This is a genomic window from Ruegeria sp. D3, from assembly GCF_056534465.1.
Window position 1 is genome coordinate 233,252 of the sequence record NZ_JBQFPK010000001.1, and the last position, 24,687, is coordinate 257,938.

At 57.9% G+C, this 24,687-nt stretch carries 23 protein-coding genes; 14 read left to right on the plus strand and 9 right to left on the minus strand.

All coding sequences use genetic code 11. The features are described from left to right. Nucleotides 1–38: 38 nt before the first annotated feature. Nucleotides 39–1,262, minus strand: coding sequence for a 5-aminolevulinate synthase (gene hemA / locus ACR0DX_RS01150; RefSeq protein ID WP_170354760.1), 1,224 nt, complete (start codon nucleotides 1,260–1,262; stop codon nucleotides 39–41). Between the two features lie 311 nt (nucleotides 1,263–1,573). Here hemA and ACR0DX_RS01155 point away from each other — a divergent pair, with 311 nt between their 5' ends. After that, nucleotides 1,574–2,959, plus strand: coding sequence for a M20/M25/M40 family metallo-hydrolase (locus ACR0DX_RS01155; RefSeq protein ID WP_170354493.1), 1,386 nt, complete (start codon nucleotides 1,574–1,576; stop codon nucleotides 2,957–2,959). Nucleotides 2,960–3,097: 138 nt separating this feature from the next. Here ACR0DX_RS01155 and lpdA read toward each other — a convergent pair whose 3' ends face one another. After that, nucleotides 3,098–4,492, minus strand: coding sequence for a dihydrolipoyl dehydrogenase (gene lpdA, locus ACR0DX_RS01160; RefSeq protein WP_170354494.1), 1,395 nt, complete (start codon nucleotides 4,490–4,492; stop codon nucleotides 3,098–3,100). Nucleotides 4,493–4,708: 216 nt separating this feature from the next. On the opposite strand from lpdA, the gene ACR0DX_RS01165 reads away from it, so the two are divergent. Further along, nucleotides 4,709–5,143: a hypothetical protein gene (locus ACR0DX_RS01165; RefSeq protein ID WP_480844920.1), complete on the plus strand. Its 435-nt coding sequence runs from the start codon at nucleotides 4,709–4,711 to the stop codon at nucleotides 5,141–5,143. Here the strand turns inward: ACR0DX_RS01165 and ACR0DX_RS01170 are convergent. From ACR0DX_RS01170 to ACR0DX_RS01185, 4 genes are all read right to left on the minus strand, one after another. Beyond that, the gene (locus ACR0DX_RS01170) at nucleotides 5,140–5,715 is read right to left on the minus strand and encodes a DUF924 family protein (RefSeq protein WP_480844922.1); all 576 of its coding nucleotides are present in this window, start codon (nucleotides 5,713–5,715) and stop codon (nucleotides 5,140–5,142) included. The genes ACR0DX_RS01165 and ACR0DX_RS01170 overlap by 4 nt on opposite strands. A gap of 109 nt (nucleotides 5,716–5,824) precedes the next feature. Continuing rightward, nucleotides 5,825–7,108 carry an MFS transporter gene (locus ACR0DX_RS01175; RefSeq protein ID WP_170354497.1) on the minus strand — a complete coding sequence of 428 codons (1,284 nt, stop codon included), beginning with the start codon at nucleotides 7,106–7,108 and terminating at the stop codon, nucleotides 5,825–5,827. Nucleotides 7,109–7,217: 109 nt separating this feature from the next. Next, nucleotides 7,218–8,267: a tRNA preQ1(34) S-adenosylmethionine ribosyltransferase-isomerase QueA gene (gene queA, locus ACR0DX_RS01180; protein ID WP_480844925.1), complete on the minus strand. Its 1,050-nt coding sequence runs from the start codon at nucleotides 8,265–8,267 to the stop codon at nucleotides 7,218–7,220. Between the two features lie 44 nt (nucleotides 8,268–8,311). Beyond that, nucleotides 8,312–11,701, minus strand: coding sequence for a YhdP family protein (locus tag ACR0DX_RS01185; RefSeq protein WP_480844927.1), 3,390 nt, complete (start codon nucleotides 11,699–11,701; stop codon nucleotides 8,312–8,314). Nucleotides 11,702–11,769: 68 nt separating this feature from the next. Between ACR0DX_RS01185 and ACR0DX_RS01190 the strand changes: the two genes are divergently transcribed. The 6 genes from ACR0DX_RS01190 to aqpZ all read left to right on the plus strand — a co-directional run bounded on the left by ACR0DX_RS01190 (nucleotide 11,770) and on the right by aqpZ (nucleotide 16,776). Continuing rightward, a complete protein-coding gene (locus ACR0DX_RS01190; protein WP_170354500.1) occupies nucleotides 11,770–12,231 on the plus strand; it encodes a peroxiredoxin in 462 nt (153 codons plus the stop codon). A gap of 83 nt (nucleotides 12,232–12,314) precedes the next feature. Further along, nucleotides 12,315–13,130 (plus strand): ferritin-like domain-containing protein, encoded by an 816-nt coding sequence (locus ACR0DX_RS01195; protein ID WP_480845054.1) that lies wholly within the window; start codon nucleotides 12,315–12,317, stop codon nucleotides 13,128–13,130. A 181-nt stretch (nucleotides 13,131–13,311) separates the two neighbouring features. Continuing rightward, nucleotides 13,312–14,634, plus strand: coding sequence for a DUF5930 domain-containing protein (locus ACR0DX_RS01200; protein ID WP_170354501.1), 1,323 nt, complete (start codon nucleotides 13,312–13,314; stop codon nucleotides 14,632–14,634). Continuing rightward, complete coding sequence (locus ACR0DX_RS01205) at nucleotides 14,624–15,124, plus strand: bactofilin family protein (RefSeq protein ID WP_170354502.1); 501 nt, start codon at nucleotides 14,624–14,626, stop codon at nucleotides 15,122–15,124. Before ACR0DX_RS01200 ends, ACR0DX_RS01205 begins: the two co-directional genes overlap by 11 nt. Before the next feature lie 89 nt (nucleotides 15,125–15,213). After that, nucleotides 15,214–16,023: a M90 family metallopeptidase gene (locus tag ACR0DX_RS01210; protein ID WP_170354503.1), complete on the plus strand. Its 810-nt coding sequence runs from the start codon at nucleotides 15,214–15,216 to the stop codon at nucleotides 16,021–16,023. 66 nt (nucleotides 16,024–16,089) lie between these two features. Then, entirely contained in the window at nucleotides 16,090–16,776 is a 687-nt protein-coding gene (gene aqpZ, locus ACR0DX_RS01215; RefSeq protein ID WP_170354504.1) for an aquaporin Z, read from the plus strand. Between the two features lie 48 nt (nucleotides 16,777–16,824). On the opposite strand, the gene ACR0DX_RS01220 is transcribed toward aqpZ, so the two are convergent. After that, the gene (locus tag ACR0DX_RS01220) at nucleotides 16,825–17,373 is read right to left on the minus strand and encodes a peptidylprolyl isomerase (protein WP_170354505.1); all 549 of its coding nucleotides are present in this window, start codon (nucleotides 17,371–17,373) and stop codon (nucleotides 16,825–16,827) included. Next, on the minus strand, nucleotides 17,366–17,872 hold the full coding sequence (locus ACR0DX_RS01225; protein WP_170354506.1) for a peptidylprolyl isomerase: 507 nt from the start codon (nucleotides 17,870–17,872) through the stop codon (nucleotides 17,366–17,368). The genes ACR0DX_RS01220 and ACR0DX_RS01225 overlap by 8 nt, the downstream gene beginning before the upstream one ends. A gap of 132 nt (nucleotides 17,873–18,004) precedes the next feature. On the opposite strand from ACR0DX_RS01225, the gene ACR0DX_RS01230 reads away from it, so the two are divergent. From ACR0DX_RS01230 to ACR0DX_RS01255, 6 genes are all read left to right on the plus strand, one after another. Further along, nucleotides 18,005–19,195 (plus strand): phosphoglycerate kinase, encoded by a 1,191-nt coding sequence (locus ACR0DX_RS01230; RefSeq protein ID WP_170354507.1) that lies wholly within the window; start codon nucleotides 18,005–18,007, stop codon nucleotides 19,193–19,195. A 124-nt stretch (nucleotides 19,196–19,319) separates the two neighbouring features. After that, the gene (locus ACR0DX_RS01235) at nucleotides 19,320–19,619 is read left to right on the plus strand and encodes an FtsB family cell division protein (protein WP_170354508.1); all 300 of its coding nucleotides are present in this window, start codon (nucleotides 19,320–19,322) and stop codon (nucleotides 19,617–19,619) included. A gap of 149 nt (nucleotides 19,620–19,768) precedes the next feature. Then, nucleotides 19,769–20,758, plus strand: coding sequence for a pyruvate dehydrogenase (acetyl-transferring) E1 component subunit alpha (pdhA, locus tag ACR0DX_RS01240; protein WP_170354509.1), 990 nt, complete (start codon nucleotides 19,769–19,771; stop codon nucleotides 20,756–20,758). 15 nt (nucleotides 20,759–20,773) lie between these two features. Then, nucleotides 20,774–22,144, plus strand: a complete 1,371-nt coding sequence (locus ACR0DX_RS01245) for a pyruvate dehydrogenase complex E1 component subunit beta (RefSeq protein WP_480844933.1) — start codon at nucleotides 20,774–20,776, stop codon at nucleotides 22,142–22,144. Between the two features lie 12 nt (nucleotides 22,145–22,156). After that, nucleotides 22,157–23,455 (plus strand): pyruvate dehydrogenase complex dihydrolipoamide acetyltransferase, encoded by a 1,299-nt coding sequence (locus ACR0DX_RS01250; RefSeq protein ID WP_170354511.1) that lies wholly within the window; start codon nucleotides 22,157–22,159, stop codon nucleotides 23,453–23,455. A gap of 155 nt (nucleotides 23,456–23,610) precedes the next feature. After that, a complete protein-coding gene (locus ACR0DX_RS01255) occupies nucleotides 23,611–23,847 on the plus strand; it encodes a hypothetical protein (RefSeq protein WP_170354512.1) in 237 nt (78 codons plus the stop codon). A gap of 6 nt (nucleotides 23,848–23,853) precedes the next feature. Here the strand turns inward: ACR0DX_RS01255 and cysE are convergent, their stop codons facing one another. Next, nucleotides 23,854–24,663 (minus strand): serine O-acetyltransferase, encoded by an 810-nt coding sequence (gene cysE, locus ACR0DX_RS01260; protein WP_170354513.1) that lies wholly within the window; start codon nucleotides 24,661–24,663, stop codon nucleotides 23,854–23,856. Nucleotides 24,664–24,687 lie beyond the last annotated feature (24 nt).

Consider the following 24,687-nt stretch of genomic DNA (forward strand, 5'->3'; position numbering starts at 1 on the left):
TAACACGTGAAACACACGTTGCACACTTTGGCGTGAGGTTAACCTGCGAGTTCGGCGCGATTTAGCGCACAATGTGACCAAAGTTCGTCCATCGCCTGAACCAGACTGTTCATTTCATTGGGTCCGTGAACAGGTGACGGCGTAAACCGCAAGCGCTCCGTTCCGCGTGGAACGGTCGGGAAATTGATCGGCTGGACATAGATGCCATAGTCATCCAGCAACATATCGCTCAGCTTCTTGGTGTGAACCGGGTTGCCAACAATCACCGGGACAATGTGACTGCCGTGGTCGATCAATGGAAGGCCCAACCCCTTGAGCCGCAGTTTGAGAATTTTGGCCTGCGTCTGGTGCTGCTCGCGCAGTTCAGGAGCATTCTTCAAATAAGCGACCGACGCCGCGGCACCCGCTGCGACGGCTGGCGGCAGAGACGTGGTAAAGATGAAACCCGGCGCGTAAGAACGCACTGCATCACACATTTTCGCGCTTGCCGCAATATAACCACCCATGACGCCAAAGGCTTTTGCCAGCGTGCCGTTGATGATGTCGATCCGGTGGGCCAGACGGTCCCGCTCGGTCACGCCACCGCCCCGAGGGCCATACATGCCTACCGCGTGGACCTCATCGATATATGTCAGAGCGCCAAACTCATCGGCGAGATCACAGATCTCTTCGATTGGACCAAAGTCACCATCCATCGAATAGACGGATTCGAACGCGATCAGCTTGGGTGCGGCAGGATCGTCGGCTTCAAGAAGTTCGCGCAGATGCGCAACGTCGTTGTGACGGAAAATACGTTTCGCCCCACCATTGCGGCGTACACCTTCGATCATCGAGGCGTGGTTCAAAGCATCCGAATAGATGATCAGCCCGGGGAACAGTTTGGGCAAAGTGCTCAGCGTCGCGTCGTTGGCGATATAAGCAGACGTGAACAGCAGCGCGGCTTCCTTGCCGTGCAAATCGGCCAGCTCGGCCTCAAGCTGTTTATGGTAAACCGTTGTGCCCGAAATATTGCGTGTACCGCCTGAGCCGGCACCGGCGGACTCCACAGCCTCGTGCATGGCGCTCAGGACAACAGGGTTTTGTCCCATGCCAAGATAGTCGTTGCCGCACCATACCGTGATGTTTTGCTGGGACCCGTCTGGGCGGGTGTGAACCGCATGCGGGAAATGACCATTGCGACGTTCAATGTCGATGAAGGTCCGGTAGCGTCCTTCGTCGTGCAGCCTGGCAATCGCAGTATCGAGCTGAGCAGTATAGTCCACCGGTTTCTCCTTAACAGCCCAGCCAATCCACATTGACCGGACATATTCCACGACCCCGTTTTCGAACGACGCCGATGTGTTCCCAAGTGCTCGGACCATATAACCGAGTCCGGGAATGCTTATTTGATTTGCATCAAATATCGCTTCACTTGTGACGCGACAAGTAAAGTTACGGCTATCGGACGTGGGGAAACGACGCAGGGCAGCGCGCCATGTTTCCGATATTACCCAATATTCGCCGGCATATGGGCTGGACGGCGCCATCCGCGCTGATAGGGTTTGGCCATAAATCCCATTGGCAGGAGCCTTCCATGACGCTTGACGCAGTTCTGAACCGTATCGACGCCGATTTGCAAACCTCAATCGACCGCCTGATGGAGCTGTTGCGCATCCCCTCCATCTCGACGGATCCCGCGTTTGACGCACAGGTCAGCCAGGCCGCCGATTGGTTGGTCGCCGATCTGAAAACAATCGGCATTCATGCCGAAAAGCGCGAAACCACAGGTCATCCGATGGTCGTTGGTCACATCGGAGAAGACAGCGACGCCCCCCATGTTCTCTTTTACGGGCATTATGATGTGCAGCCGGTGGACCCGTTAGACCTGTGGAACCGAGACCCCTTTGACCCCGCAATCGAGGACACAGAAAACGGCCCTGTCATCCGCGGTCGCGGATCATCTGACGACAAGGGCCAATTGATGACCTTTGTCGAAGCCTGTCGCGCGTGGAAAGCAGTGCACGGTACCCTGCCCTGTCGCATCACATTTTTCTTCGAAGGCGAGGAAGAGTCTGGCTCACCTTCTCTGGTGCCTTTCCTGCGCGAGAACGCCGCCGAATTGAAAGCCGACTTGGCTTTGGTCTGCGATACCTCGATGGTGTCGCGCGGCGTGCCTTCGATCGCTTCGCAACTACGCGGAATGCTCAAGGATGAGTTCACCATCATTGGTCCGCGTATCGATCTGCACTCGGGGCATTACGGCGGCCCCGGTCTGAATCCACTGCGCGAACTGTCAAGGATCGTTGCTTCTTTCTATGACGACGCGTCCGGCCGCGTCGCTGTCGAAGGCTTTTATGATGGCGTCCACGAAGTTCCAACGGACCAACTTCGTCAGTGGCAAGGCTGCGGGTTTGACGAGGAAGACTATCTTAACTCCGTGGGCTATTCTCAACCGCACGGTGAAAAAGGGTACTCAACACTCGAACAGCAATGGGCGCGGCCAACGCTCGAAGTCAACGGCCTGTGGGGGGGATACAACGGCGCAGGTTCAAAAACGGTGATTCCGTCACGCGCGCACTGCAAGATTACTTGTCGTCTGGTTGGCGACATGGATCCTGATGATTTGCGCAAAAAAATCCGCAAACATGTCGAAGACCGTCTGTCCGCCGACGCAAATGTCGAATGGGACAGTGATCTGGAAGGTTCTCCGGCCTCGGTCATGAATCTAGAACGGCCTGAATTCGAAGCCGCCCGCGGCGCATTGTCTGATGAGTGGGGCCGCGAGGCCGTGTTCACCGGTATGGGAGGCTCAATACCTGTGGTCGGATATTTCAATACCGAACTGGGTTTGGACTCGATGCTTGTCGGCTTTGCCAACGATGATGACGCGATTCACTCGCCGAATGAGAAATACGACGTCAAAAGCTTTCACAAAGGCATCCGGTCCTGGGCCCGCATCCTGGACGCGCTAACGCGCTAGGTTTTCAGCGAGGCTCTGCCTCGCGCTCCGAGGTGTTTTTGGCCAGATGAATGAAGGATTCGTCTCTTCATCTGGCCGGAAATACCTCGGGGGAGTCGCCCAAAGGGCGGCGGGGGCAGCGCCCCCAACCCTGGCCGATCACATGTGAATGACCTTGCCATAAGCGTCCAACACGCTTTCATGCATCATTTCCGACAGGGTTGGATGCGGGAAAACCGTGTTCATCAGATCCTCTTCCGTAGTTTCCAACTGACGTCCGACCACGTAGCCCTGAATCAACTCTGTGACTTCTGCGCCGATCATGTGCGCGCCCAGCAATTCACCGGTTTTGGCGTCAAAGATCGTTTTGATCATCCCCTCTGGTTCACCTAACGCTATTGCTTTGCCATTTCCGATAAAGGGGAAGCGACCCACTTTGACGTCATAGCCCAGCTCTTTCGCCTTGGCTTCGGTATAGCCGACCGAGGCGACCTGCGGCTGGCAATAAGTACAACCCGCGATGCTTTCCGGTTTGACCGGATGCGCATGTTTGCCAGCGATCAACTCAGCAACCATGACGCCCTCATGGCTTGCCTTATGCGCCAACCAAGGCGCGCCCGCGATATCCCCGATCGCGTAAAGCCCATCGACCCCGGTCCGGCAGAATTCATCCGTCACAACGTGGGTTCGGTCGATTTTGACACCCAAAGCCTCAAGCCCGAGATTTTCGACGTTACCAACGATTCCAACGGCCGAGATCACGGTGTCGAACTCGTGTTTTTCGACTTTACCTTTGACCTCAATATGCGCGGTAACCTTGCCCTTGGCGCGATCCAACTGCTTAACCATCGCTTTTTCCATGATGGTCATGCCCTGTTTGGCAAAAGCTTTCTTGGCAAAGGCGCTGATTTCCGCGTCCTCGACAGGCAATACGCGATCCATCACCTCGACCACGGTCGTATCAGCCCCAAGCGTGTTGTAGAAGCTGGCAAATTCGATACCGATCGCGCCCGAACCGATAACCAACAACTTCTTCGGCATCCGTGGCGGTTGCAGCGCGTGCTTGTAAGTCCAGACTAGATCACCATCTGCTTCAAGCCCCCGCAGCTCGCGCGCGCGGGCGCCGGTGGCCAGAACGATGTTCTTGGCCGTCAGCTCTTCGGTTCCCTTTTCGGTTTTTACCGAAACCTTGCCCTTGGCGGGGATCGTCGCCTCGCCCATCACTACGGTCACTTTATTCTTTTTCAACAGGTGGCCAATGCCACCCGACAACTGGCCCGCGACTCCGCGTGATCGTTTAACCACCGCATCCAGATCATAGCCGATCTTCTCGGCCTTGAGGCCGAAATCCTTTGCCCGCTCCATCAAATGGAACACCTCAGACGAGCGCAGAAGCGCCTTGGTCGGGATGCATCCCCAGTTCAAACAGATGCCACCCAGATGCTCGCGCTCTACCACAGCAGCCTTCAGCCCAAGCTGCGCCGCGCGAATGGCCGCCACATAGCCGCCAGGGCCGGCGCCAATTACAATAAGATCAAAAGATTTTGCAGCCATGTTTCCCTCTCGGCGCAGGTCGATGCAGAAATTAGTTCACCATTAAACTATATTTAGACATGCATCAACGAAATTGCCCGCGACATTACTAACGGCGGGTCAATTCGCGCTCATCGCGCATTTTTCAGCCTATACCGCACAGTTGCTAATGGCTAGAACATAGATACCGGGGCAACCCGACCCATTATTTTTCACGACGAATTGGAATGACTTATCATGGCCAGAACACTCTCCGACCTGTTGCTTGCTATGTTGAACGCAACGCTGATCCTGGTGGCTTTGTGTCTGTTTTTGGGCTGGAAACTAGCATCGACCGTTGAAGGCGTAACGACAGCCTTCGCAGAGAACATTCACATTGTTGCCCCGCTTAAAGACGAGGTTCAGGGCGTGCGCGGAGAATTGACGGCCTTGCGCAGCGAGCTTTCCTCGCTGCGAGACAATACAATCCTTTTCGACAGCGCCACAGCGCAACAGATTTCAGCGGCACTAGGTAAACTCGACGGGCTCGAAACTAAACTGCAAGCAGCTCAGACACGCATCGCAGACCTGACCGAAGCACCGGATGAGCTGATACAAACCGCTATTACAACCACGGCCGACGTTGCCGCCGACCGAATTATCGCTATCCGTGGGTGCGTACCGGGTAGTTAACCAGCAGCCTGCAATTCCCGCACCGTCGCCCCATAGCCACCCATGTCCACATAGGCTGCTTCGTGTTCGGTCATGGGGCGCGACAGCGCCTCGTTCCTATAAGGGAAACGACCGAATTGGCGGATCACCTCACGATGGGCTCGGGCGTGCAACAGATTGCTGGCGTCGCCTTGGATGTTTTGACACATCAGTCGCACACAGCGTTCCTGATCACACAGGTTCTCAGAGTGCATCAGTGGCAGATAAAAGAACTGCCTGGCGGGTTCGTCGATCCTAAGATCCCAACCCTTGTCGACGGCACACTTCGCGGCCGACAACGCCGCACGATCAGACGCAAACGCCTTGGCGCTGCCTCGGAACATGTTGCGCGGAAACTGATCCATCAGAATGATGTAGGCCAGCGCGCCGCTGGGATAGGTAAGCCAAAGTGAGAACTCGCCCTCATTCGCGGCTTCCCACGTGGTCAGGAATTTTTCCCGGATTTCAGCATCCAGTGCCTCATCCTGCAGATACCAACCCTTGGGGCCGACTTCATCCAACCAAAAACTCAGTACGTCTTCAGGCCCTGCCATTGCCCTTAACTCCGTATGTTCGCCTCCCCAGGGACGTAACGTCATTTAAGGGCGTTTTACAGATTTGTGACAGTAACATATTGCAACATTTGCGCAATAATTCCGTGTTTTAGGCAACATTCTGCGTATCCTGCTCGGCCTCTGCCGCTTCCTCGGCAGCTTCGATGGCTACTTCCTGCGCGACCTCGAAGGCAACGGGCGAGGATGTTGGATAGATCGGAGACATTGTACCGGTCTCGTCGACGGGAATCGCGGCGCGCTGTGTCATGCGGTACATCGCATAAACAGCCGTCATGGCCAGCAACGCAGCAATGATCAGGAAAAAGCCCGGCGGTCCCAAGACTTTGTCCCCCATCAACCAACCTGTAATCAGCGGCCCCGAGATTGCGCCCATACCGTTAATGAACACCAGCCCTCCGGACGCAGCTGCCATATCTTCATGCTCCAGAAAGTCGTTCGTATGGGCGATCAGCATCGAGTAAAGCGGGTTAGACATGCCGCCAATGACAAAAGCCGAGACCAACAGGATCGGGAATGACACGCCGAACAGCATGCCACAGACCGCCCCGGCAGCCCCAGTGATCGCCACCAGCATGATCAGAAATCGCCTGTCCATCCGGTCCGAGAACCATCCCAGAGGGTATTGCAGCAGCACCGCTCCGACATAGAACGCAGCCACGAAAGTCGAGATTTCGGCCAACGACAAACCCGCCCGCGCGCCATAGACCGAAGCCATGCCAAACTGCGCCGAGAACACGCCGCCCAGAAGGAACATCCCAACACATCCCAACGGAGATTTCCCCATCAACTCGCGCAGGGTCATCGGTTTGGTGGTATCGAAGGCCGGTGTCGGCGAGATCGACAGCAGGATCGGTGCAAAAGAAACCGAAACCAGAATCGAGGCGATCACGAACGTCTCATAGCCGGACGGGTCACCAATCAGAACAAGCCCCTGCGCCGAGATGATCCCGGTCATCTGCACAATCATGTAAAGCGACAGTGCTTGCCCGCGGTTTTCGTTGTTGGCCGCGTTGTTCAGCCAGCTTTCAGCGGTGACATACACGCCAGAAAAGCAAAACCCGATCACCACCCGGCCCAGAATCCACGCAATCTCGTTGGTGAGCAGTGGATACATGATCATCACTGCCGAAATGAATGAGGCCAGCGCAGCAAAGACACGGACATGTCCGACGCGCCGGATCATCTCGGGCGCAAGGCGGGATCCGCCGAGGAATCCCACGAAATAGGCCGACATCACGAATGACATTTGGAGGGTCGAAAACCCCTCGATCTCGCCACGGACACCGAGGATCGTCCCCTGCAGGCCGTTGCCGATCATAAGAAGACCCATCCCAAGAAGAAGCGCCCATGCGCTGGAAAGGACCTGAATCATTGGGGCCTCCGAATTGTGCCGACCTGACGTTTAGGTTCGTTTTGATATGAAAGCGGGTATCCGTCGTGTTTGTCTACGACATTACGATGACGTGATCCCGACACTTACGTCACTTTGGGACCAGCAGCGACGCATCCCCATACGAGAAGAAGCGATATTTCTGTTCAATCGCATGGGCATAGACGTCGCGCATCCGATCTTGCCCCATCAATGCCGATACCAGCATCAACAATGTAGATTTCGGCAAGTGAAAGTTCGTCATCAACGCGTCGGTCACGTTGAACTGAAATCCTGGGTAGATGAAAATGTCTGTCTCACCTTCCCATGCCTGAATGTCGCCACCGCGCGCCGCGCTTTCGATCAGTCGTAAAGCCGTTGTGCCGACCGGGATCACCCGGCCACCAGCAGCCTTGGTGTCACGGATTTCTTGCGCGGCCGCTTCGCTGACCCGGCCCCATTCCGCATGCATCTTGTGAGTTGTTACATCCTCGACCTTGACCGGCAGGAAAGTCCCCGCCCCGACATGCAATGTAACATGAGTGATCGCCACGCCCCGCGCTTGAAGTGCCTGCATCACCGCCGAGTCGAAGTGCAACGATGCCGTAGGGGCCGCGACTGCGCCAGAATTGCGCGCCCAGATGGTTTGATAGTCGGTCTTGTCCTGTTCATCTGCCGGGCGCTTGGCAGCGATATAGGGCGGCAAAGGCATCGCTCCGGCCTGCTCCAGTGCGGTGTCGAAATCCTCACCCGTCAGGTTGAACCGCAGGTGGGCCTGCCCGTCTTCGACCCGGTCCAGCGTCGCGCTCAACTCATCCGAAAACCTGATATCCTCACCGGGTTTGACCTTTTTCAACGGCTTGATCAAAGCGGTCCATGTCCCGTCCGCCCGCGGCTCCAGCAGGGTCGCCTCGATCGCGGCCGAGACCGGCCCCTGCGCACTGTCCCGATGACGGCGGCCGCTCAACCGTGCGGGGATCACGCGGGTGTCGTTCAGAACAAGGCGATCTCCGGGTTGCAGCCAGTCGGGCAGATCGAAAACATGCGCATCCGAAGTCTCGTCGCCGTTTGCAACCAACAGACGCGCCGATGACCGAGGGGTCGCAGGCCGCGTGGCAATCAAGTCTTCAGGCAGGTGGAAATCAAAATCGCTCAGTTTCATGCGCGCGCCTTACAAGGCCTCAGTGGATTCAGCAACAGCCCAATTCACCGATCGCCGGACGGAGACCCAAAGGTCTTTTTCGGCTTGTCGGGTCGAACGGGTTGCGCATTCGGGCCATCTGCCACGGTCGGCGCCGGTGCACGCAACAGATTACGTAAAAACAAAGGGGCCAGACCGGACAGTGGATTGACCGACACTTTAGGCGCACTCAACGGGCCGGTCAGCGTATAGTTAAAGCCGATCACCCCTTCCCCCTTCTTGGTGAAAACACTGCCGATCGCGTTGACCAGGTAGATCGGCGAGATCGCCCCCCGCAGATTCAGAAGCCCGTTTGCCAGATCAACCGTACCGTCGAACGACAGCCCCATTGAGGGACCAACGGCGCTGCCACTTAAGACCTTGATCTCGGTCGGCGTAATGCGCATCCGACTTTCGATAGTCGAGAAAAAGATGCCTTGCCCGGCCATTTCGTCGATCAAACCGACAAGGCTGATGGCGTTCAGCAGCGCCGCCATCGCCGGAGCATCGGTTATGCGGGTGTTCGAAATTTTCAGGTTGGCGTCGTAGTCGCTGCCGTTGCCTACTGGTTCCAATGTCATGGTCAAGGTCCCGCCGCGGGCCTGCGTAATCACCCCGGCAGATCGCAGCGCCTCACCGGCATCTTCTGATGTCAATTCGACCGCGCTGCGTGCACCTCTGGGCGTGATAGTACCCCGAACCGGCGCAGCACCGTTGATACGTGCCGTGAAAGCGCCGGTGACGCCGCCCGTGGTTCGGAAATCGCCTTTGAAACCCGTCAAGGCGATGCTGTCTGTCACTTGCAGGCGGTCCAATACCACATCCAGGTTCGGCCCGTTTCCAGCCCCTCCGCTGCCACTGCCGCCACTTCCTCCGAAGGTGGCCGCCCCAAGATTCATCACCCCGCCCTGTACCCGGATATCGGGCACGGATGCGCCGCGGCTGACCAGTTCCGCCGGAACTGCAAGCCAGTTCCCCAGATCGAACGAGCTGAATTCGACCTTATCGAACTCACCACCCTCGCGGAACGAAATCGACGCGGTGCTGCGAAGTCCTGCTGCATCCAGTTTCAACGAGTTGACCCGCAGCTGATCGCCCAACGTCGCATCGAGGGTCATCGCGCCTTTGGTCCGACGGCCTTTGCTCCAACCCAGTTCGGGGATCGACAGGCCCACCCCCACCAGATCAGAAGTCGCGGTGAGTTCTATGGGCTCGCCCGCGCCGATGCCCAATGTGATGTCAGCCGTCCCTTCTCCGGTCAGCATCCCTTGCGGCAGCCCGGCCTTCAACTCGGTCATCAGACGCGGAGACAGCTCGATTTCGCCTGAGAGTTCGCTGCGTTGCGGAGCTGCCCCTCCGATGGGCTGTCGCCATGTTGCATGCATTGGAACGTCGCCAAACAGGCCGTACCCTCCGATCTCGACGGCAGTCTGATCTCCGGATAGCGTCAGCCGGTCGGCACTGACAACGAACCCCGGAACCAGACGATCGCTTTCCACGTTGTCTATGTCACCGGTAAAGTGGAACTCGGTGTCTTCGAACTTTAGCCCCTTCTTCATCGGCAGCGACAGCGTGCCTGACAGGCTGACATCTCCTGCTGCAAGATCTACCGGCAACCCGGCTTTGCTCAGCAACTCCAGTGGCGGCAGATCCAGCAGCGACAGCGCGGCAGTGGCTTTACCCTTGGCCTTGATCCGCACAATCGCGGGCGAGTTCTTTTTAAGTGTCGTGTCAGGGATGATAAACGACGTCCCCGACGCATCCACGGCGCCACCCTGATCGGCGACCACAACGCCGCTTTCTGCCGAGGCCGTAAACCGGTTTTCCAACAAACTCACCCGCCCTTGCGCGTTCTGGATGGGCGGCAGGGTCTTGGCGTATCTTATCTTTGCGTTATCGAAACCGAACCCCAAATAGATATCTGGCTTGGTTTCAGGGCGCAGGCGCAGCGAGAATTCTACGCCCGAAAAATCGCCTTCGTACAGGTTTTCGGACACCCACAAGCGCGGCTTAGGAGCCAGAATTTCGGGCCAATAGTTCAGCAATCGGTCCGCGGTCATATTGTCCAGATCAGCATCCAGCGCCGCCACCCATCCGTCCGGGCGACCCAGCAAGCGCCCCGAGGCCCGCAGCGTATGACCAGCTTCGACAAGCGTCATTTGCCCCAGGCGCAATTCGAAAGGCAGGAGCTTCATCTGAAAGTCCAACTCAGCTCGGGCTGATTCCAACGATTCCGGGAAAAGACCACCGGGATAGATGTCGATGTCGTTCAGCTTCAACTGAGCGGTCAGGCTCTCTAGCGTACCATCTTCGATGCCCTCCAGAAACGCTTTGCCTTCAGCTTGAACCGCCCCGAGATCCGAGACCACGGATGCTTCGTTGAAGTCCAGTACGTGCTGGCTCGGGTCATAGGTGAAATATGTACGGGCCGAGTCGAACCGTATAGGGCGCGTCTCGGGCGTCGGCTGAACTGCACCCGCACCAAGGTTCAGTGTCGCGAATAGTGGGCCCAGAGACGCCTGGTCATCGACGCTGCCACGCAAAGATCCTGAAATCGGGGCTTTCAGAACCTGCAACCACGACAGGGCGAGGCTTTGCCCCGCTATATCTTCAGCTGGTAAGTCTGTGATCGAAAACCCGAAACTCGCCTGTGGGCTGCCTAGAAGGCTTGTGTAGTTTGCCTCAATCGAACTGGCATAGTCCCGTCCCGTCAGAACCGAGAACCCGGTGGCAAGGCGCATCTCGTCCCCATCGCGCGTTACGTTGATATGACCGCCATCAAACACCCAAGCCCGTCCCAGCCGCAGGTCTTGATAATCCAACGTCAGCGATTGCAGCTCGACCGAGCGCAAACCGGACAAGATCGGTGACAAGAACACGTCATCCGATTCTTCAATCAACTCGGCCAGCGTCGGCGCTTCTTGCACCGGAGAGCTGCCGGACCCGACCGTCAGCGACAGCGCTCCGTCCTTGTTACGCGTCAGCGCGATCTGCGCATCTTGCAGGATGATGCGGCGGGGCCGGATTTGCCCACGCAGAAGGCCCCGCATTGACAGGCGCGTGCGCAGATCTCCGACCTGAGCGATCTGTTGCCCGGTCGCGTCGCTGATCGTCACGTCACTTAATTTGAGGCGAGGAAGCCACTGCTCATTAACAAAAAACGTCGCCTCTCCAAACCTGACCTTCAAACCGCCCAACGTCTGATCCAGCCGATTTTCAGCCTGAGTGCGCATCCATTGCGGCGCGTGCAACTGGTGACCGATCAGAAAGAACCAACCGGCAACAGCCAACCCACCGAGTGTCAAAGTAACGCCAAGGGTCACATAGGCGGCCAACCGACGACGCGACCTGCGACGCCGAGGTGTCTGGCTCTGGTCTGCACTTTTTTCGTCGTGCTGCACCAAATTGCTATCCACGCCTTTCAACCCGCTCGTACCGCCCTATGATCCCGAGCAGCACATAAAAACCTTTAACGGAGTTTCCAATGCCCGACGTTACAGACATCGCCCCTGATTTCACTTTGCCCCGTGACGGCGGTGGCGAGGTCACGTTGTCGGATCTGCGCGGAGGTGCCGTCGTTTTGTTTTTCTATCCCCGTGATGATACGCCGGGCTGCACCAAGGAATCCATCGGTTTCTCGGAACAACTTCAGGCCTTTGCCGATGCCGGGGCTCACGTTTTCGGCATTTCGCGCGACAGCGTCGCCAAGCATGACAAATTCGTCGCCAAACACAGCCTGACCACACCGCTTTTGTCCGACGAAGGATCAACCGTATGCGAAGACTATGGCGTCTGGGTCGAAAAGAACATGTATGGCCGCAAGTCGATGGGGATCGAACGGTCTACATTTCTGATCGACGCCGAGGGCAAGATTGCCCGCGCTTGGCGCAAAGTCAAAGTGCCCGGTCATGTGGACGAGGTGCTTGAGGCGGTGCGCGCGCTCTGACGGCTCTTTCCTGCGGTTGCCATCCGGTTTAAGACCCGCCCAAACCTGAACGGAGCGGACCTGTGCCCAAAACACTGACCCTGATGGCAACCGAAGTTCTGACCACGGCGGATGGGCGGGCCAAGACCGCCCTGTCCAAACGCTATGCTGCCGAATGGTTCGCTGCGCGAAAAGGCGATGCACCCGAGATCAAGGTCGGTACCTCGACGCCTCCGCTACAACCGGCGCGGCCGGAACGGCCTGAACTGCTGTCTCCCCGCGAAGTACCCAAACGCAAACCTGGCACCGAAGCGGGACGGATCGCTCTGCTGCATGCAGTCGCCCATATCGAGTTGAATGCGGTTGACCTGCATTGGGACATCATGGCGCGGTTCGGGCATGTTCCCATGCCAATTGGGTTCTATGACGACTGGGTCAAATGCGCCGAAGAAGAATCGCGCCATTTCGAAATGGTTTGCGATTGCCTTGAACGCATGGGCAGTCACTATGGCGCCCTGCCCGCCCATGCCGGCATGTGGCGCGCCGCAGAAGACACGGCCGAGGACCTGATGGGCCGTCTAGCGGTTGTTCCAATGGTGCTTGAAGCTCGCGGGCTAGACGTCACGCCGGGCATGATCGACATCTTCCGCAAAGCCAAGGACGACCACGCCATCGCCGCGCTTGAGGTCATCTATGCCGAAGAGGTGGGACATGTCGCCTATGGATCAAAATGGTTCCACTTTTTGTGCGGAAGAGAGAATGCAGATCCCAAGGATGTGTTTCATGAGCTTGTACGGCGCTATTTCCACGGGGTCCTTAAACCTCCGTTCAACGAGGAAAAACGCGCTGAAGCCGGGTTGCCACCCGACTTTTACTGGCCTTTGACCGAAGACCTGCCTGCGCCAGGACAAGCCCATTAAACATGCGCAAGTTGACGCTATCGGCAACTTCCCGCCTAAAACTGGCGGGAAAAAACCGGTTTCATGTGTGAACTGGTTAACAAACTTGCCCAAATCACATGTCCCCTCTATGCAGTTGCTCCAAGGGACGGAGATCACTCACAACCGGTCCCGAATTTGGGGATGGACAGAGGGAAGACGCGTGCGAACACGTCTGGCAATCAAACTACACTCACTGCTCGAGCGGCACTTTCCGGAACGCCGGGTTTTTCTGAAATCTGATAATGATACGCGGTTTATCCGGCTCAGTTCCGAGACGCAGGTGATTGCCGTTGCGGGCGTCGCCGTCTTCGTTGGCTGGACTGCCGTCGCAACCGCAATCCTGCTGATGGACAGCATTGGATCAGGTAATTTCCGCGAGCAAGCCAAGCGGGATCAAGCAACCTATCAGGAACGTCTGAACGTACTTTCAGCCGAGCGGGATATGCGTGCCTCTGAGGCGCTAATGGCGCAGGACCGTTTCAACACGGCGCTTGAACAAATTTCGACGATGCAATCCGAGCTGCTGGCGTCGGAAAACCGCCGCCGCGAGTTGGAAACGGGCATTGAAGTCATTCAAACCACTCTGCGCGCGACCATGAAGCAGCGCGAAGACGCGCGGCTAGAGTTGGCCAGCCTCAAGCAGGAGGATGGCGCGGACGCTTACATGGCAAACGTGAGCAACCCGGCTCAGATGGATTTCATGACCCAGGCTTTGGCCCGCACGGCCTTGGAACGGGACCAGATCGCAGCCGACGCCAAGGACGCGCTTGAACAACGTGATGACCTTGAGCTGGAAATCCGGCTCATGCAGGAACGTAGTGACGAGATTTTCCGTCAGCTGGAAGAGGCGATGGTTATCTCGGTCGAGCCGCTCGACAAGATGTTCCGTCAAGCAGGAATGCCCACAGACCGTATCATTGAAGAAGTACGGCGCGGGTACAGCGGCATGGGCGGCCCCCTAACCCCCATATCCTTCAGCACGCGCGGCGAGGAACTGACCCCCGACGAAGTCCGCGCAAATACTCTGCTGCAGCAGATGGACCAGCTGAACCTCTATCGCATTGCCGCCGAAAAGGCGCCGTTTGCAAGCCCTGTGAACGCGGTCGTGCGTTATACCAGTGGCTTCGGCACCCGCCGGGACCCCAAGACAGGTGGCCGGCGCATGCACAACGGTGCCGATTTCGCTGGGGCGCATGGAACGGATATCTTCGCGACCGCCGATGGTGTGGTCACCCATGCTGGCTGGCAGTCAGGGTTCGGGCGATTGGTAAAAATTAAGCATGCCTTTGGAATTGAGACACTTTATGCTCATAACACCAAGATACGCGTAAAGGTTGGTCAAAGGGTCTCGCGCGGGGATCATATTGCTGATATGGGTAGCACCGGACGGTCGACCGGCACGCATCTTCATTACGAGGTACGCGTGAATGGAAAACCTGTTAACCCAATGACTTACATCAAGGCTGCGAGAAATGTTTTCTAAGAGCAAAATCAACGAGCCCGGAACCAAAGACACAGAGGCCGCAAAACCGGCTGCCCCCGCGACGCCTGCCGCGCCTGCGCCGTCAGAAGCCAAGGCCAGCACTGCGCCCAAGCCCAAGCCCCCGGCATCGGTTCTGTCGTCAGATCTGCACATCACCGGCAACCTGAAAACATCCGGCGATATTCAGGTGGAAGGCACTGTCGAAGGTGACATTCGCGCCCATCTGCTGACCATCGGTGAAACTGCGACCATCAAGGGTGAGGTCACCGCAGATGATGTCGTGATCAACGGCCGCATCGTAGGCCGCGTGCGCGGTCTGAAAGTCCGCCTGACCTCGACCGCACGTGTCGAAGGCGACATCATCCACAAGACCATCGCGATCGAAAGCGGCGCGCATTTCGAAGGTTCGGTTCAGCGTCAGGACGACCCGCTGAACCCCGGCCGCAGTGCCAAGGGTGGTGCAAACCCGGCTGCAGAGGTCAAACAGTAAAGCAGGCTCTGCCTTATTCTATGAACGCCGCGGGGAAACCTGCGGCGTTTTTGGTTTCAAGCCCCGGCTGCGCATAGTAGTCTTTGCGAATGCTGATTTTTTTCTCGGTTCTGCTGTTGGTCATCGGCTTTTTTGCCTATCGTCATTGGTCCAAGACTCAGGCGCGCAATGCGCTGCTGGCCGCCCCGCTGTCCGATCATCAGCGTCGTGTGATCGACGCTCAGGTGCCTCTGATACGCCGCCTACCAAAAGAACTGAGGGCCAAGCTGGACGGCAAGGTCAATCTATTCCTAGACCAGGTCCGCTTTTTTGGTTGTGACGGGCTGGACGTCACCGAAGATATGGAATTGGCCATCGCCGCACAGGCCAGTCTGTTACTGGTCAATCGGGATATCTGGTACGATAACTTGACCACCATTCTGATCTACCCCACTGCATTCAAGTCGCGTCAGCGCAGGCAGGATGGCTACGTTATCAGCGAGAAAGAGATCGTGCGCACGGGCGAAAGTTGGGATCGCGGCCCGGTGATCCTGTCTTGGACGCACAGTCAGCAAGGCGCGCTGAATGATCGCGACGGGCAGAATGTCGTGTTGCACGAGTTCGCGCATCAGGTCGACGACCTCTCGGGGGGCACAAACGGAGTGCCAATCCTTAGCAACGGTCAGAGCTTTGCAAAATGGGAACGGGTGTTCCTGACCGCCTACGACGCGCATGTCAGCGCGGTCGAACATGGTCGACCCACCGTTATCGACCCCTATGGCGCTACCGGGCATGAGGAGTTCTTTGCAGTCTCGGTCGAAGTTTTCTTTGAGCGGCCCGTCGCGCTCAAGTCCGAGGCACCCGAGGTCTACGAACAACTGGCCAAATTATTCCAACTGGACCCTGCAAGCTGGGCCTGACAGTACAGTTTCACAAAAATTCATTTTTGAATTATAGTGAACCCATTGTTTTTGGGAGGGCTTTTCATGTCATCAAAACTCATGGCCGAATTCTTCGGCACGTTCTGGCTGGTTCTGGGCGGATGCGGCAGCGCCGTTCTGGCAGCTGGTGTGGCCGATGTGGGCATCGGCTGGCTGGGTGTATCCTTTGCCTTTGGCCTGACGGTTCTGACCATGGCCTATGCGGTCGGTCAAATCTCGGGCGGGCACTTCAACCCGGCAGTCAGTCTCGGCCTTGCGGTTGGTGGCCGGTTTTCACCAAAACTTCTTATCCCGTATTGGATCGCTCAGGTTGCGGGCTCTGTCGCTGCCGCTGCCGTCCTATACGTGATCGTCAGCGGCGCGCCCGGTTTCGAAGGGGTCGGCAGTTTTGCCACCAACGGTTTCGATGAGGCCTCGCCACAGGGATATTCGATGGCATCGGCGCTGGTGATCGAGATCACGCTGACCGCTTTCTTCCTGTTGATCATTCTGGGTTCGACATCGAAGTTTGCGCCTGCCGGATTTGCGCCGATTGCCATCGGGCTTGGCCTGACACTGATCCACCTGATCTCTATCCCGGTGACAAACACTTCGGTCAATCCGGCCCGATCAACCGGAGTTGCCCTGTTTGCCGAAGGCCCCGCGATGGAGCAGCTATGGCTGTTCTGGGCGGCCCCATTGGCGGGGGGCATCATTGGCGCAATCATCTGGAATGTGATTGGCGACGATTGAGCCTTTCAAAGAAAGGCCCCGAAGCGCATTGCGGCGGGGCCTTTTCTGTTACTCGGTCACTGTGACCTTTTTCATAACATCCGGCTGTCCGATCACTGCGCCGTTAGGTCCGTCACCACGCTTGATCGCATCGACGACGTCCATCCCGCCAGTTACCTGACCTACAACCGTGTATTGGCCGTTCAGGAACGGTCCCGGCGCAAACATGATGAAGAATTGCGAATTTGCACTGTTAGGGTCCTGGGCTCGCGCCATACCGATCACGCCACGATCATAATTGTAGTCCGAAAACTCGGCTGCCAGATCGGGACGATCCGACCCGCCTGTCCCGGCGCGGCGCAGGTCACTGCCCAGACGGCCATGTTCAACATCGCCGGTTTGCGCCATGAACCCCTCGATCACGCGGTGGAATACCACCCCGTCATATTTGCCTTCAGCCGCCAGAGCGCTGATCTGCTCGACATGTCTCGGGGCAAGGTCATCAAACAGATCAACAGTCACGGTGCCATTGGCGCCCTCACCTTCAATCTCGATCTCAAGGCCAGTGGCCAGCGCGGGGCTGGCCAGAACGGCAAATGCGGCGGCTAGCTTATACATCGGCCGCCACCTTGACGCTGATCATCCGGTCGGGGTTCATAGGCGGCTCGCCGCGAACAATCGCGTCTACATGCTCCATCCCGTCGATGACGCGCCCGTACACGGTGTATTGGCCGTTCAGGAAGTGATTGTCCTTGAAGTTGATGAAGAACTGAGAGTTGGCTGAATCCGGGTTCTGCGACCGCGCGGCACCCAGCGTGCCCCGGTCATGCGGCAGTTTCGAAAACTCAGCCGGAACGTTGGGCAGCGACGACCCACCTGTGCCTGCCATACGGATGTTGAACCCGTCTTCCATGTCGCCGTGCTGAACGTCGCCGGTCTGGGCCATGAAACCGTCGATCACACGGTGGAAGGCCACGTTGTCATACTCACCGCCACGGGCCAGTTCCTTCATCCGGGCCGAGTGCTGAGGAGCCACGTCGGGCAGCAGCTCGATGACGACATTGCCGCCTTTGAGTTCGATGATGATGGTGTTTTCGGGATCCTTGATCTCGGCCATGAGGCCCTCCTGTCGTTTGTCTTGCGCAAATACCTATGCGGCATGGGCGTGAATGCCAAGTGACGCATTGACCTGAGGGCAAAATGCAGGAAAAGAACCGCCTAAATCGTATTTAACGGCAAGGATGGAACGATGGGCTGGAAAACGCTGGACGATATGGACCTGAACGGCAAGCGCGTGCTGGTGCGCGTGGATATCAACGTGCCGGTCGTTGACGGCGTTGTGACCGACGCCACCCGTATTCAGCGCATCGTGCCCACCGTGCGCGATATCCTTGCAGCAGGCGGCAAGCCGATCTTGCTGGCGCATTTCGGCCGTCCGGGTGGCGAGCGCCGCGAGAACCTGTCGCTGAAACAGCTGATCCCCACCCTGATCACCGCCTTTGACGCAGATGTTCTGTTCGCCGCCGATTGCGTCGGGACCGAGGCCGAACTGGCCGCTGAACAGCTGCAGCCCGGCCAGGTGCTGCTGCTGGAAAACACTCGCTTCCATGCGGCTGAAACCAAGAATGACGCTGATCTGGCCGCAGGTATGGCGCGTCTGGGTGAGGTCTATTGCAACGACGCGTTTTCCGCCGCACACCGCGCCCACAGTTCGACCGAGGCAATTGCCCGGCTGCTGCCCGCCTGTGCCGGGCGCCTGATGCAGGCCGAGCTTGAGGCGCTGGAGGGCGCTCTGGGTGCGCCTAAACGGCCAGTGACGGCGGTCGTGGGCGGGGCCAAAGTGTCGACCAAGCTGGAGCTGCTGGGTAATCTGATCACCAAGGTGGATTATCTTGTGATCGGCGGCGGCATGGCCAACACCTTCCTCGTGGCCAAAGGCGTGAATGTCGGCAACTCCCTCGCCGAAACCGCGATGAAGGGCACCGCGGCCGAAATCATGGCCAAGGCCGACGGCGCGGGCTGCACCATCGTTCTGCCCACTGACATCGTTGTCGCCGAAAAGTTTGAGGCCGGCGCGCCGCACCAGATCCTGCCTGCGGACCAGTGCACTGACGAGGGCATGATCCTAGACGCAGGCCCCGACAGTGTCGCAGCGATCTCGGAAATCTTCGACCAAAGCCAGACGCTGATATGGAACGGCCCGCTGGGCGCATTCGAGATTGAACCCTTCGACGCCGCCACCAACGCATCCGCCCTGAAAGCCGCCGCCCTGACCCGCTCGGGTAAGTTGGTGTCAGTCGCTGGCGGAGGCGACACGGTCGCGGCGCTGAACGCTTCGGGTGCCGCTAAGGACTTCTCGTATATCTCGACTGCAGGCGGCGCGTTCCTGGAATGGATGGAAGGTAAGACCCTGCCAGGCGTTGCCGCATTGGATCAATAAAAACTCGACCACCGACGCATTTTTGCGAATCAGGGGATTCACAACCCGAATCGCCTGTGACATAGTACTTTCAGAGGTCCAAAAAGGGCCCGTTATTGAGGCGTTTCATACGGCGGTAAACAGAGTGTCCCGTTCCCATCGGCCCGGTTTGGGCGCAGTCGCATTCTTTATGGTAGCTTTTATGCTGGGTGTGTATTTCACCTTTGCTGCCGTTCAGGGTGACTATGGCCTGTTCCGACGGGTCGAGATTGCAGCGGAACGGGACGCCCTGTCGCGCGATCTTGGGAAGCTGGAAGCCGAGATTGCTCAGATGGAAAACCTCACACGCCGTCTGTCAGATACATATCTGGATCTGGACCTTTTGGATCAGCAGGCGCGTTCAGTATTGGGCATGATCCGTTCGGATGAGATCGTTATTCAGTGACCCTTTCTACTGAGTAAACCCAAAACACCTTCGCGACGATTTCCGCAGGTTTCGACGCTGCGTCACATTTCTCCTCGCCACAAAGCGACAAATGCTTTATTGAATAGTTTAACGCTAAACTATCTTGCCGAGAGGGGGAGATCGCCGATATGGCTGCGCGAAAAACCACAAAGAAACCAAATGTTTCTGCGGAAGAACTCACCACATATTACCGGGAAATGCTGCTGATCCGCCGATTCGAGGAGAAGGCTGGTCAGCTATATGGCATGGGCCTGATCGGTGGGTTCTGCCACCTGTATATCGGGCAAGAGGCTGTTGTCGTCGGACTTGAGGCGGCAGCCGAAGAAGGCGACAAGCGGATTACTTCCTATCGCGACCACGGCCACATGCTAGCCTGCGGCATGGATCCGGGCGGCGTGATGGCGGAACTCACCGGACGTATTGGCGGCCTGTCCAAGGGCAAAGGTGGTTCGATGCACATGTTCTCGAAAGAGAAGCATTTCTATGGTGGCCACGGCATCGTTGGCGCGCAGGTTCCCTTAGGCGCAGGTCTGGCTTTTGCCGACAAGTACAAGGAAAACGGCGGCGTCACCTTCACCTATTTTGGCGACGGCGCGGCGAACCAAGGTCAGGTTTACGAGACGTTCAACATGGCTGCCCTGTGGGACCTACCGGTAGTATTCGTGATCGAGAACAACCAATACGCCATGGGTACAGCGCAAGCGCGCTCCACTTCTTCGGCGGATATCTATCACCGCGGACAAGCATTCGGAATCCCGGGCGAAATGGTCAACGGTATGGACGTGCTTGCGGTCAAAGCCGCTGGTGAGAAAGCCGTCGCACACTGCCGCTCCGGACAAGGCCCTTATATCCTTGAGGTCAAGACCTACCGCTATCGTGGCCACTCGATGTCCGACCCGGCCAAATACCGCACCCGTGAAGAGGTTCAGAAGGTCCGCGAACAAAGCGACCCCATTGAACACGTGCGCGAACTGCTGCTGACCGGCAAACACGCGACCGAGGATGACCTGAAGGCGATCGACAAAGAGATTAAAGAGATCGTCAACCAGGCCGCCGAATTTTCGAAAGAAAGCCCCGAGCCTTCCGTCGAAGAGCTCTGGACCGACATTTACGCCTGAGAGGACGACTAAGACATGGCAACCGAAATTCTCATGCCCGCCCTTTCGCCCACAATGGAAGAGGGCACACTGGCCAAATGGCTGGTCAAAGAAGGCGACACTGTATCATCCGGCGATATCATGGCCGAGATCGAAACCGACAAGGCGACGATGGAGTTCGAAGCCGTCGATGAAGGCATCGTCGGCAAGATCCTGATCGCTGAAGGCACCGAAGGCGTCAAGGTCAACACGCCTATCGCGGTCCTTGTGGATGAAGGCGAAGACGCTTCCGCCCTGCCCGCGGCTGCGCCCGCAGCAGCAGCGGTGACCGAGGCTGCCCCTGCGGCGACCCCGGCCCCCGCTCCCGCCGCCGCACCAGCGGCACCGGTCGTTGACCTGTCGCCCGATTGGCCAGCCGATGCCGAGATGAAGTCCGAAACCGTCCGCGAAGCACTTCGCGATGCGATGGCCGAAGAAATGCGCGGCGACGAAGACGTCTATCTGATGGGCGAAGAAGTCGCCGAATATCAGGGTGCCTACAAAATCTCCCAAGGTCTGCTGGACGAATTCGGCAGCAAGCGCGTCATTGACACCCCGATCACGGAACACGGCTTTGCCGGCATCGCGGTCGGCTCGGCCTTCGGCGGCCTGAAACCCATCGTCGAGTTCATGACCTTCAACTTCGCCATGCAGGCGATTGACCAGATCATCAACTCCGCCGCCAAGACGCTCTATATGTCCGGTGGCCAGATGGGCTGCCCCATCGTATTCCGCGGCCCCAACGGTGCCGCTGCCCGCGTGGCCGCGCAGCACAGCCAAGACTACGCCGCATGGTATATGCAAATCCCCGGCCTGAAAGTCGTCATGCCTTACTCGGCTGCTGATGCCAAAGGTCTGCTGAAATCGGCGATCCGCGATCCAAACCCGGTAATCTTTCTGGAAAATGAAATCCTCTACGGCCGGTCCTTCGACGTACCACAAGTGGATGACCTGACCATCCCGCTGGGTAAAGCGCGCATCTGGCGCGAAGGGGCAGACGTGACCATCGTCAGCTTTGGTATCGGCATGCAATACGCGCTGGAAGCCGCCGACAAGCTGGCCGAAGAAGGTATCAGCGCCGAGGTCATAGATCTGCGCACCATCCGCCCGATGGACACCGGCGCGATCATCAACTCGGTGATGAAAACCAACCGTCTGGTGACGGTCGAAGAAGGTTGGCCACAAGGCTCGGTCGGTAGTTATATCAGCTCGGTCGTGATGCAGGAGGCGTTCGACTATCTCGACGCGCCGGTCATCAACTGCACCGGCAAAGATGTTCCGATGCCCTATGCTGCGAACCTCGAAAAGCTGGCGCTGATCACCACGGATGAGGTGATCGCGGCCGTCAAACAAGTGACCTACCGGTAAGGAGCGACACAGATGCCCACAGAAATTCTGATGCCCGCCCTGTCGCCGACCATGGAGGAAGGCACCCTTGCCAAATGGCTGGTCAAAGAGGGCGACACCGTGTCGTCCGGCGACCTGCTGGCCGAGATTGAAACCGACAAGGCCACGATGGAATTCGAGGCCGTTGACGAAGGCACCATTGGCAAAATCCTGATCCCTGAAGGCTCCGAAGGGGTCAAAGTAAACACCGCCATCGCGGTTCTGCTGGAAGATGGCGAAAGCGCTGACGACATCAGCGCAGCACCTGCCACAGCGCCCGCGGCTGCCCCGGCAGTCGCCGCGGGTAACGAGGCCGCCCCAGCGGCGTCTGAGGCGCCCGCCCCTGCCCCGGCTGCTCCGGTCAAGGCCGATGGCGGTCGTATCTTTGCCTCGCCTCTGGCCCGCCGGATTGCCGCGCAAAAGGGCCTTGATCTGGCGCAGATCACCGGCTCGGGTCCGCATGGACGTATCGTCAAAGCAGATGTGGAAGGCGCAACTGCGACGGCCCCAGCGGCAGCGCCCGCACCTGCAGCAGCGGCTCCGGCGGCGGCAGCTCCGGCTGGCCCCTCGGCAGATGCCGTAGCCAAGATGTACGAGGGCCGCGACTACGAGGAAATCAAGCTCGACGGCATGCGCAAAACTATTGCTGCACGCCTTTCCGAGGCCAAGCAAACGATCCCGCATTTCTATTTGCGTCGCGATATCAAACTGGACGCGCTGCTCAAATTCCGTAGCCAGTTGAACAAGCAGCTGGAAGGTCGGGGCGTCAAGCTCAGCGTCAATGACTTCATCATCAAAGCCGTCGCCAACGCGCTGCAACAGGTTCCGGCCTGTAACGCGGTATGGGCCGGTGATCGGGTGCTGCAACTGAAACCCTCGGACGTGGCCGTTGCGGTTGCCATCGAGGGCGGGCTGTTCACCCCGGTTCTGCAGGACGCCGACACCAAATCGCTGTCGGCGCTATCGACCGAGATGAAAGATCTGGCCGCTCGCGCGCGCGAACGCAAGCTGGCGCCTCATGAATATCAAGGCGGCACCTTTGCGATCTCGAACCTGGGTATGTTCGGCATCGACAATTTTGACGCCATTGTGAACCCGCCTCACGCCGGAATTCTGGCTGTGGGCTCGGGCGTAAAAAAACCGGTTGTCGGAGACGACGGAGAGCTGACCGTAGCAACCGTTATGTCCGTCACCATGTCAGTGGATCACCGGGTTATCGACGGTGCGCTTGGGGCTGAATTGTTGCAGGCCATCGTGGAAAACCTTGAAAATCCTATGGTTATGCTGGCTTGATTCCCGCAAACTCGCAGAGGCCGCGTCGGGCAACCCCGGCGCGGTTTTTTTATGGCCTGACGGGATGTGAGCCGACGTGATCAGGCGTACTATTGCTCGGGGACCTGTGGGGCTCCAGATTGGTGGCACGACATTCAAGGACGCACAGGTGCCATATGACCATCACTCAAATTACACGCACATTTCTGGTTCTTCTGATGCTGGCGGCGCTTGCCCCTGCGGACGCCTACGCCAAACCAAACAGCTATCCAGGAGAGAACTCGAAGTTCAATTCCAAGAGTGCGGTTGGCAAATGGGAGGCCGAACGTGCCAAACGCATTGAAGAGCGTAAACAGCGCCGGGAAGAACGTCGTCTCAAGCGGTTGAACGAAAAGAACAACCGCTCGAACTAAGACTGTTTACTGGTTTTTACCCAGCATGTGGTCCATTGAGATCGAGGGCTGATCGCACCCGGCCTCGCCCACGATCTTGGCAGGAATACCCGCAACGGTTTTGCAGGGGGGGACCTCCTGCAGAACAACCGAACCGGCCGCTATGCGGCTGCAATGGCCGACTTCGATATTCCCAAGCACCTTGGCACCCGCACCAATCAGAACTCCGTTCCCGATCTTAGGGTGACGTTGTTCCTCTTCTTTGCCGGTTCCGCCCAGCGTCACCGAGTGCAACATCGAGACGTTGTCGCCCACCACGGCAGTTTCACCGATCACTATGGAATGCGCATGGTCGATCATGATCCCCTTGCCAATCTTCGCTGCAGGGTGAATGTCGATGCCAAAAATCTCGGATGAGCGCATCTGGAAGAAGTAAGCCAGATCATAACGACCCTTACGCCACAGCCAATGCGCCACACGATAGGCCTGCATCGCCTGGTAACCCTTGAAATAAAGAATCGGCTGCAGCAACCGGTGGCAGGCCGGATCACGTTCATATACGGCCATCAGGTCTGCGCGCGCGGCTTCGATCAGTGATGGGTCGTCGGCATAAGCCTCGTCCACGATTTCACGCAGAACCATCATCGACATCTCGTTCGAGCACAGCTTGGCGGAAACACGATATGACAACGCCCGCTCAAGACTTTTGTGATGAAGGACACATGCATGGACAAGCCCGCCCATCAGCGGTTCATTCTCGACGGCCGCCTGAGCTTCGGTCGTGATACGATCCCAAACGGGATCGACGGGGGTCACGTGACTGCGCTTTTCCAACATGGCTTTTCATCCTTTGCTGCGCCT